Raw genomic sequence first — 8,669 nt, 5'->3', positions numbered from 1 at the left:
GGACATGAGAGGGGTCTCTAATTAAATTAATATTCGAGAGAGGGGTGAGCGGTCCTGAAGTGGAGGCTTATTCGTAGATGATCTCTACGCAGCTAAGTTTTTTGTTTACTCGGTCTTTTTCGGTAATGTCTTTCTTGATGAGTCTGATGCCAGGCTGGATGACGGTTCCTTCCGCCACATCAAAGAGTGCGTCCAGCCTGATGTCTCGTGTGGTAGTGGTGTTCTTTAGCGTTCTGAAAAAAAGTGTGAAGTTGTGAGTGTCATCAAAATGGCACCCTGAAGGCTCGCCGCTACGAAGATAACTCCAGAGTTTAATAGTGGCTGCTGATCGAACACCTTCAAGCCTGAGATAACTGATTTTATTGGGTTCGCAGGGGCGAATGCCTGGCCCGCCTGCGTAGTAACTGACCTCGAACATCTGTTGACGATCATCAGCGCGGCAATTGCTCTGGTTGTTGTCGTAAGTAAAGATGATTGATCCTGCGCTGTTGTTTATTTCATTGGGTGTGCCCGCTACTGAAGACGCGGTCTGCAACAGGCAGGCGAAAAAAAAATAAAGCATGGAGAGTTGACTTGAAGGTTTCCATGGTGAGACCTCGTAAAGGAGAATTGAATGTTCTGTGTGAAGTCCAAATCAACGGGTTAATGGTTGTTTGTGCTCGCGGTCTGTTTCACTGCTGAGATTAAAAAAAGGCAGGCGTGTGGTGTTGTGAGTGTCGTAAAGTCGTGACTGAAGGTTGTTATACGTTGATTAGATACCCATTTGTATTGTTATGCGCGTTACCCATTTTACTTGGTGTGGCTTTCCTTCGGCGGCGGTGACACGAACTCCGGGCAATATGACAGTTCCTGGCGCGTGGGTTAATAGCGAGTGGACGGTAAATTTTTCAGTTGTAAAGGAGTTTTTGATGAGTCGGATTGTGACAGTGGCGCGAAAATCACCAGCGATCTCGAATGTAATCGTAACGGCTGAGCGGGCGCTTTCCAAGATGAGTGTATCATCCATGTTGATATTGCCCCGGGAGATGAAGTCAGACCATTCTTTTAACTCGTATTTATATTTGTTCGGGTCCTTGTCGAATACGATAAATCCGGAATTCATTGCTTTAGCTCCCGTATAAATGTGCATTGTTGGCACGCCTGAGTGGTCAGTTTTTTCAGTGGCAACTGTTCATTTAAAATAAGAATACCCCTGATTCCACTTCTGACAACCTAGCAGTTCTGATAGTGGGCAAGTCGATCAATCAGGCGTAAAAAATACTCCCAACACCTGTCATACGGTGCACACAAGAATTAGGGCGATGGCCCTACAATCAATGATGGAGCGTGGACATGACCGCGGCTAATCCAGCACCAAAAGTCCCCTTGAACGCGGATAACGCACTTGATCTTGATCAACTGGGAAGCAGGAATTTAGTCACCCACGTTTATTTTCCGGGTATCGATGCCGCCAAAGGAGGTTTTATTTATCCGAACTGGCGGGGGTGCACCGCGTCGGGTGATGCTGGCGATAATTTCGATAACGCCTGGCCAATCGACGACACCCTGGTGCCGGAAGGGTTACCGATAGAGTTCCCCAATGCCCTGTTGAAAGACCTGGATCAGGGCTGGGTGTTTTATTCGTATACAGTTCAATTGCCCGGCGAACCCTTGCCCAGTCCTGACGAGTCCAAACGTTTATTTTTCTATGTGGGCGTGCGAGCCTCGGCAACCACTCAGTTGCCGGTTCCGCAGATCAAGCAGTCCCACGGATTGGAACTGGACGCGGACCGCAATGTGCTGCCCAGCAACGGTGTATCGGTTTCAGTGCCGCCTTATGCAGCCATGGGCGAGGGTGACAAGGTCACGCTGAAATGGGTTGGCTTTACTGAAACCGGCGCGCGGCGCCCCTTGAGCCCGGTCTGGACAGTGACAAACGCCGATGTAGGGCGTCCTCTGACACGTCTGGTGGGTCGAACAGACGTCATGCTGCTCGAAAAAGGTCGTCTCGAGTTGCATTACGAAGTTGCCTACGCAGGTGGCGGCAACGTCACTATCTCGGCGCAGCAAAACTTCAGAATCGTCCCCCCGACTCAACCCTATTTGCCAGCCCCGGTCATTGATCGACATGGCGGTGGCCCGCTGGATCCGGAACTGTTTCCCGATGGCATCACGGTGCGAATCACGTTGTATCCGGGTGCCCTCAGTGGGGACGTTGTGACGCTCTACAGCAGTGTGGCGGCGGATATCGGCGCTCATGTGAGTATCAGAATCGATCCGTCGACGATCGACAGTGGTGTACTGACGTTCCACCTCGACCACGCCTGGCTATTGAGCAATAACGGCAAGAGTGCCGAACTACTCTATCAGTATGCCCGCTCCGGGCAGTCGTTGGCGGGCGACCCATTATCCCTGCTGATTCGTAAACCCCTGGAACTGCCCCTACCGGAAATTGCCAACACCGCTCAGGAACCCGGTGACGATCCCAACGAGCGAATGATGGATGCTGGCGTCACCACGGCCGGCAGTCAGGCGAGCGTACCCGACGGCGCGGTGATTGGCGCAAATGATAGTGTGCATCTTCATTGGGGCAAGCCTGGCGAGCCAGGCCATGTGGCCATTCCCGTCGCGGCCGATCGAAAAACCTTCACCATCCCGAAAAACGCCATTGCGATGCACATGGGCGCAGGCGAGGGGGCCCGTGAGCGACTCAGCGTGTATTACCGCGTGGTGCCAAGCGGTGAACCTGCGGAAAACTATCAGGACTCCAAGTTTGTCTACCTGAAGGTCAAGCCGTTCCCGCAGAACCGCTTCCCGACCATCCAGTGTGAATTGGCACAGGGTACGGGCGGCAAACTATCTCTCGGATTGATCACGGATCCGCGAGGTGCAAAGTACAACCTTGCACAGTGGTCCTACCTGCACGAAGGACAGATTCTAAATATTAAAGTCATCAACAAGGATCATTACTTGCTGAAGGACTATGTCGTTACGGCTGCTGACGTTGGCAAGGTTAAAGAGTCGTGGTTGGCCAAGGACTTTCTTGTCAATCAAGTGGGGTTAAACAATAAGTTCAAAGTGTCTGTTACGGTGAGTTTTGACGGTGGACGAACCCACTTGTCATTTCCGGACTCTCCGGAGCTTACGTTGATCAATTGATTCGTACATCTATTGGCTGTGTTTTTTCTCGAGTACCTATTGATGGCGGCGGCTGCCGCGACCCTGGCGCACGGGAATACTACTTGAACGAGGGAAATGTCATGGCGACCTATACGAAGAAAGAACTGCTGGAATGGCTGGCAATCAAGCCTCGGACTGAAGGCTGGGGAGCGGTGGTCTCTTACAATCGCAATAAATGCAATGAATTGCTGGCGCAGGACTATATCAATAAGTTTACTTCCGACAGTTATATGGACCCGATCAACAAACCGGTGCCCACCGGCGATGCCAACTGGGAGCACCTGATCGATTGGGTCACGGATTGGCCGCGCCTGTCCTTTGAAGACAGTTCAAAGACCGCGGGCGGGGAAGTGCGCATGACGATGGCGGTCGTGGGCGGCGGCCAAGTGGCTATTGACAACGCGCTGGGCCATAAACGGGCTATTGCGATCAAGTCGCTGGATGCACTCGACCATCCCGAATTGATTGCTGAAGAAGTGGCGCTTTCAAAAACCAGTGGCACGGTAGGCAAGGACACAGGCGAAGTCGTGTTGGACCTGGGCGATCCGGTAACAGCAAAGGGCAACTGGGAGTTGAGTTTTGCCAATACCCTGCATGAGCGGCGGCAAGGGGGGGCTTTCTTTAAAAAATACTATAGAGAAGCTGACCGGGAAAAACGGCTTTTCCGACTTGGCAAGATTACTTATACCGATCAACAGTATTTGAAGCCGCAGTCTTTCATATTGCGGACCCTCACGGCACCGGGGGCTGCGTCACGGGGTTCCAGCAACTTTGGTGATGGGGTGGTGGAGCTGTTTGTTCGTATGGAGGGGGACGCAGAGGGTGGGATGCCACCCAGGGATGACTGGAAGAGTCTTATTCCGGATGATGGGGCAGGAGGGTATGACTGTGCTCTTTTACTCAGTAATAAATTACTGATGGAGAAGATTATTTACGCTGGGGTCCGTAGATCAGCGTACCCGATGCCGGCAGGTTCCGATTTTCTTCAGAGTGACACGTATTCACCAGGCTTTATCAAGTTGACCGCGAAGCCAGGGTTGTCCTTTATTCGCGTGCCCGGCGGGTTGTATGTTGGCGAAGACTATACTATTCAGGCCAATCCCGTTAATCCTGATCTTTTAATTGCATCAGTCAATCCATTGAGTGTTCGAACGTCTGCACATGAGGCAGAAAATGAATGCATTTTGCTAGAGTTTGCCGGTCGTGGACGTGATGTCAATCAATACCAGTATGTGCTCCGGAATATTGGAGGTTCGGGACCGCTACCGCAGAATGTTATTTTGCATTGGCGATATAAAACAAATATCAAGATAGGCATTAATCAACAGTCAGGTGCACTTGCGTTTGAACAGGCTGGGGCGCCTGAAGCTGATGCTGGCGTAGAAAATGCGGGCGTTACAGATGCCCGAGTTGTGCGGGATTTTGTGGCTATTAATAACGAAATTCGGCAAAGTATTTTGTTTGGTATAAGAGATCCAATACATAATGTGTTTTTTGCGTTAAAAGATATCGATGTATTTGTACTGAACAGCATTTTATTCAGTAACCACGAGTTGGTAAAACCCAAGGAAGTGAAAGTGCCGGGCGACCTTGCGCTATTCGGCCAAATCAGCTCTCCCTTCGCCATCACCCCCCAAGACCACCTGATGGGTCACGGCGCAACCCATACATTCAAAGTCTCACCCGAGTTCACCGGCACCGTGAAATGGAGCGTCAAGGCCGTTCCTGGCAGCAAAGGCAGCTTCGGAGCGATCAACCCGGACACCGGCGTCTATACATCGCCGGCAATCGGCGCGATCGACGGCACTTTCGTGCGGGCCATTGTCACCGCCACCGATACGGCTTCCACATTCAGCAGTTCGAGCCTGGTGACGGTGGTTGTGCGCGATATTACCGTTAACCCGGTGGTGCAAATCTGCAACGCTTCCCCGGTTTCCGGAGCACCCATCACCCGGACTCTGTCGGCCAATACCTTGGGCGAAGGTATTCTGGAATGGCGGGTCAAGAAAGGCGACGGCAGCATTCCGCTGCGGGCCGAGCCGGACGGCAAGAACACCTACACCGCCGGCCCGAAAAACAATGACGTTGACGGCACCTTTACGGTAGATGAAATCGAGGTGAAAAACGTCGCGACGGGTAAAACACAGACGGCCTATGTGGTGGTTAACCATTTTCCGCAGGATTTGAAAATGGTCGTCGATCTGGAGCAATCCTCGTTCCCTGCCGGCAAGGCCAAACTGACAGTCACAGACAATCGTGATCGCCCGGTGACGGCTGAATTGGAAGTTGTCGCCGGCAACGGCAGTGTCGATAGTAGTTCAGGCATGTACACCAGTGATCCTTCTTCACCGCATCGATTTGCCTTGGTCAAGGCCACTCGAGACTACGACGACTGCTGGATTCTCCTGACCTATCCGTTGATCGAACTTCCTGATAAACCGGTTGATAATCTTTCTGACTATTGAGCGGCGGAACAGTTTGTTCTGCAGCAACATCGATATTGCTATTATTTTTGGAGAACTATCATGGCAGGCAATTCGCGCGCCTCTATTCTTGAAAAAATGAAAGCCGGTTCGATCACCCGTGGTTGGGGTGCAATTACCGTGTTCAACAGGACCCGACTGAACCGGATTCTTTTACAGCAGTGGATCGACAAGTATGACGGCAACGCGTATATGCCGCCTTTCTCGGGTACTGCCTTTACCCATGATGATAAAACTGAATATGCAGAGCTGTTCGACATTGTGTTGGGGGCGCCGCGACTTTCATTTGAAAGTGCCGATTTCAATAATTCGGCCGCCACGCTGACACTGAGTATTCTGTCCGGCACCTATACGTCGTACAGCACCGCTAACGCAATGACCACGCTGCTCAAATCATTTCCGATTACCGAGGCAATGAATTACACGGTAAAGGTTGAGGTTGATTTGGCGGTGGCAACCGGTGAAGTCGATTATTTGGGCCGAGTCATTCTCGATTTGTCCCGCGGGACAAAATTCGAGTGCGACCTGGCCGAATCCAGTGAAGCGCGACGGGCGCTCGGCAGGTATTTCGATGAACGCTTCAGAGCCCTTGATGCCCATCGACGGCAGTTCGTACTGGGATTGCTCGATCTCAACGGATACAACCCGCTGACGCCGAAGCGCTTCGAAATTCGTACTCAGGCCGCTCCGGGTGGCAATGACGTGAAATCCTCGACCTATCAGGACGGTGCGGTGGTGGTGTTCATCCAGGTCAAGGCCAGCGAGTTCGGGGGCGGCATGCCGCCCCCGGACTTCCCGTACCTGATCCCCGACGATCAGGACGCCCAGGGCGACATGTATTCGGCGACGGTGATTGTGGCCAAGGAGTTTGCTGCCCACGCCGACGAGGACAAGTTGGCGCTGATTTCCAGTCTGCTGTTTCCCGGCGAACAAAACGTATTCATCGAACGGGACCGGGATACACCGAATGACCTGGCGATTTTTGGCAACATTGACCCGTCCCGCACGGCGATTACCATCGACCCGCCGTTGCAGAGCCTGCAGGCTGGCAGCAGCCCCTTTCAATACCGCGCCCTTCGCGATGGCAAGCCGCTCAGTGGTGTGACCTGGAGCCTGCGCAGCCTGAACACCAATGGTTCTGCCGGGGAGATCGGGCGAACCAACGGGTTGTACATCCCGGTGGCTTTCGACCGTCTCGGTCGGGAAACGGTGCGCAACGTCATTACGGCGTCCTACACCGACCCGGCTACCGGCGTGCAGCATCGGGTCTCGGCCTTGCTGCTGGTGGTGACGGAGCCGATGTCGATTTCGCCGAGGTTCGTACCGATGTATTTGCGCGGCACTCAGCAGCCGGTCACCCTGGTTGCTTCCACGGTGAGGGACGCCGCGTTGACCTGGAGTCAGCCTCAGTATGGCTCGGTGGTTGCCAGCGGTAATTCCGCTACCTATACGCCACCCGCACAGCCGTTGGCCGAGGACATCGTCGTGCAGCACATCGAGGCGCGAAATGGTGCAACCGGTGAGACGGTCAAGGCTTCGGTACTGTTGCTTAAATACGCCGTCGACTTTGATGTCACTCCAGGCTTTACACGGGGGCTCAACCGTTCGGCAACAATCCAGTTGGTGGAGAACGCCAGGCAACCCTCGCTCAAGCGTCGTTGGACGGTGTATGGCGAAGGGTCGGTGTCGGACGCCGGGTTGTATACCGCGCCTGCCACGTTCACTCACCCGGTGGCCGTTGTCGTCTGCGAACTGCTCGATACCGCGGGTCTGGTGCAGTATTACGGCTACAGCATCGTCGAATTGACCAATAGCCGCACAGAGGAGAGCTGGACGGGTCTGAAGACATTCAACATCAGGAAGATTGTCGACTCTGCCTATTCCAATGGCATGCAGCAGATGTCGGTGAAAATTCTCGTTGAAACATCGCCGGTGAGCGGAACTGTCTATGAATTGAACGAGGACGAAAAGGCCAGCATGAAGCTGGTGACCAAGGGTAACCGGGACGAATTGCCCTTCCTGGGGGTGGGTGAAGAAGGGATCGAAGCCGGCAGCCCGATCGTCTGGGCGACCAGTCTGGAGAGGAATCGATTCATCATGAGTTCGGCACCTCAATCCCAGGATGTGACACCGCCGGACAACGTGCTGGTTACGGATCTTGATCTGTACGTGCATGTCCGGGGTCCAAGTCCGACTCAAGCGCCACCGATCGAACGATTCGTGGCGTCATTCACCGGCAGTAACGATCAGGGCACTTTTTATTCGGACCTTCATCCCAGCGAAAACAACAACGACGACGAGGGGCACGTGACGCTCAAGCCCGTAGTGCCGCCGGTGAAAGTGGCGAGCGATTACACCTTCAGGGACGACCGCGTGGCCGGGGGGGGCAAAGAGGGGCAAGGACGCCCCACCGGCCCTGGATGGGATCCGCTGCCAGCGGGCGAAAACGATTTCGACTACTTCCTCAAGACCACCGATTACTGGCGTGTGGGTTATAAACGCGAAGGCGCCCGGGACTTATTGTTTACCCGTTGTAATTTTGAAGGGCATCAGTCGCTGGTGCAGTGGGAAAGCGAGTACGGCAACGAGACAATGTTCAGTTATACCGGTTATGCGTTCCATACTTTTCCTCCCCAGCAGGAAAACAAACCAGAAAATCGCGTTATTTCGTTCGACGATATTCTTGGAAAGAGAGCGGTGCCTGTATTGAAGCCGGTTTATGAGAATGCAGAAGATCCGGTCTCCGGCCAGCTCATGCTGACATTGACGCGCGTTGATGATTTGCGTCGTTCGACGGCAACGGACTTGCTGGCGTTGAATGATATTTCGATAGTTGCAGCCTTGTTGGATCTGGAAGGCAATCGTCATCGGTTGAGCTTCAGGGTCGCGCCTGATAATCGTAATAAGTTGTTGTTGAATGTACTGACTTAATAGCAAGCGGCCGTGTGCGATGACTTCCGGTATCGCGCACGGCATCTTTTGAAAATGTGTTAACTATTCCACGTGTGAACGGTGATTTTCATGGCT

The 8,669-nt window shown here is 53.2% G+C and carries 5 protein-coding genes; 3 read left to right on the top strand and 2 right to left on the bottom strand.

What is annotated here, in order from left to right:
- Positions 1–67: 67 nt before the first annotated feature.
- Together NR126_RS28160 and NR126_RS28155 are read right to left on the bottom strand one after the other, a co-directional pair.
- Positions 68–562, bottom strand: a complete 495-nt coding sequence (locus NR126_RS28160) for a hypothetical protein (RefSeq protein WP_256832460.1) — start codon at positions 560–562, stop codon at positions 68–70.
- A 189-nt stretch (positions 563–751) separates the two neighbouring features.
- Complete coding sequence (locus tag NR126_RS28155; RefSeq protein ID WP_105756105.1) at positions 752–1,129, bottom strand: hypothetical protein; 378 nt, start codon at positions 1,127–1,129, stop codon at positions 752–754.
- A 203-nt stretch (positions 1,130–1,332) separates the two neighbouring features.
- Between NR126_RS28155 and NR126_RS28150 the strand changes: the two genes are divergently transcribed.
- From NR126_RS28150 to NR126_RS28140, 3 genes are all read left to right on the top strand, one after another.
- Complete coding sequence (locus tag NR126_RS28150; protein WP_105756104.1) at positions 1,333–3,138, top strand: hypothetical protein; 1,806 nt, start codon at positions 1,333–1,335, stop codon at positions 3,136–3,138.
- Between the two features lie 101 nt (positions 3,139–3,239).
- The gene (locus NR126_RS28145; RefSeq protein WP_256832459.1) at positions 3,240–5,624 is read left to right on the top strand and encodes a hypothetical protein; all 2,385 of its coding nucleotides are present in this window, start codon (positions 3,240–3,242) and stop codon (positions 5,622–5,624) included.
- A 60-nt stretch (positions 5,625–5,684) separates the two neighbouring features.
- Complete coding sequence (locus NR126_RS28140) at positions 5,685–8,573, top strand: hypothetical protein (protein WP_256832458.1); 2,889 nt, start codon at positions 5,685–5,687, stop codon at positions 8,571–8,573.
- Positions 8,574–8,669: the final 96 nt, after the last annotated feature.

Source organism: Pseudomonas sp. Pse1 (assembly GCF_024519635.1).
GTDB lineage: Bacteria > Pseudomonadota > Gammaproteobacteria > Pseudomonadales > Pseudomonadaceae > Aquipseudomonas.
Note: the sequence above shows the minus strand (reverse complement) of the source record. Positions and strands in the feature narration are given on the sequence as shown.

Coding starts and splice junctions, on each gene's coding strand:
- NR126_RS28160 (WP_256832460.1), bottom strand. CDS start 562: ATGCTTTATTTTTTTTTCGCCTGCCTGTTGCAGACCGCGTCTTCAGTA.
- NR126_RS28155 (WP_105756105.1), bottom strand. CDS start 1,129: ATGCACATTTATACGGGAGCTAAAGCAATGAATTCCGGATTTATCGTA.
- NR126_RS28150 (WP_105756104.1), top strand. CDS start 1,333: ATGACCGCGGCTAATCCAGCACCAAAAGTCCCCTTGAACGCGGATAAC.
- NR126_RS28145 (WP_256832459.1), top strand. CDS start 3,240: ATGGCGACCTATACGAAGAAAGAACTGCTGGAATGGCTGGCAATCAAG.
- NR126_RS28140 (WP_256832458.1), top strand. CDS start 5,685: ATGGCAGGCAATTCGCGCGCCTCTATTCTTGAAAAAATGAAAGCCGGT.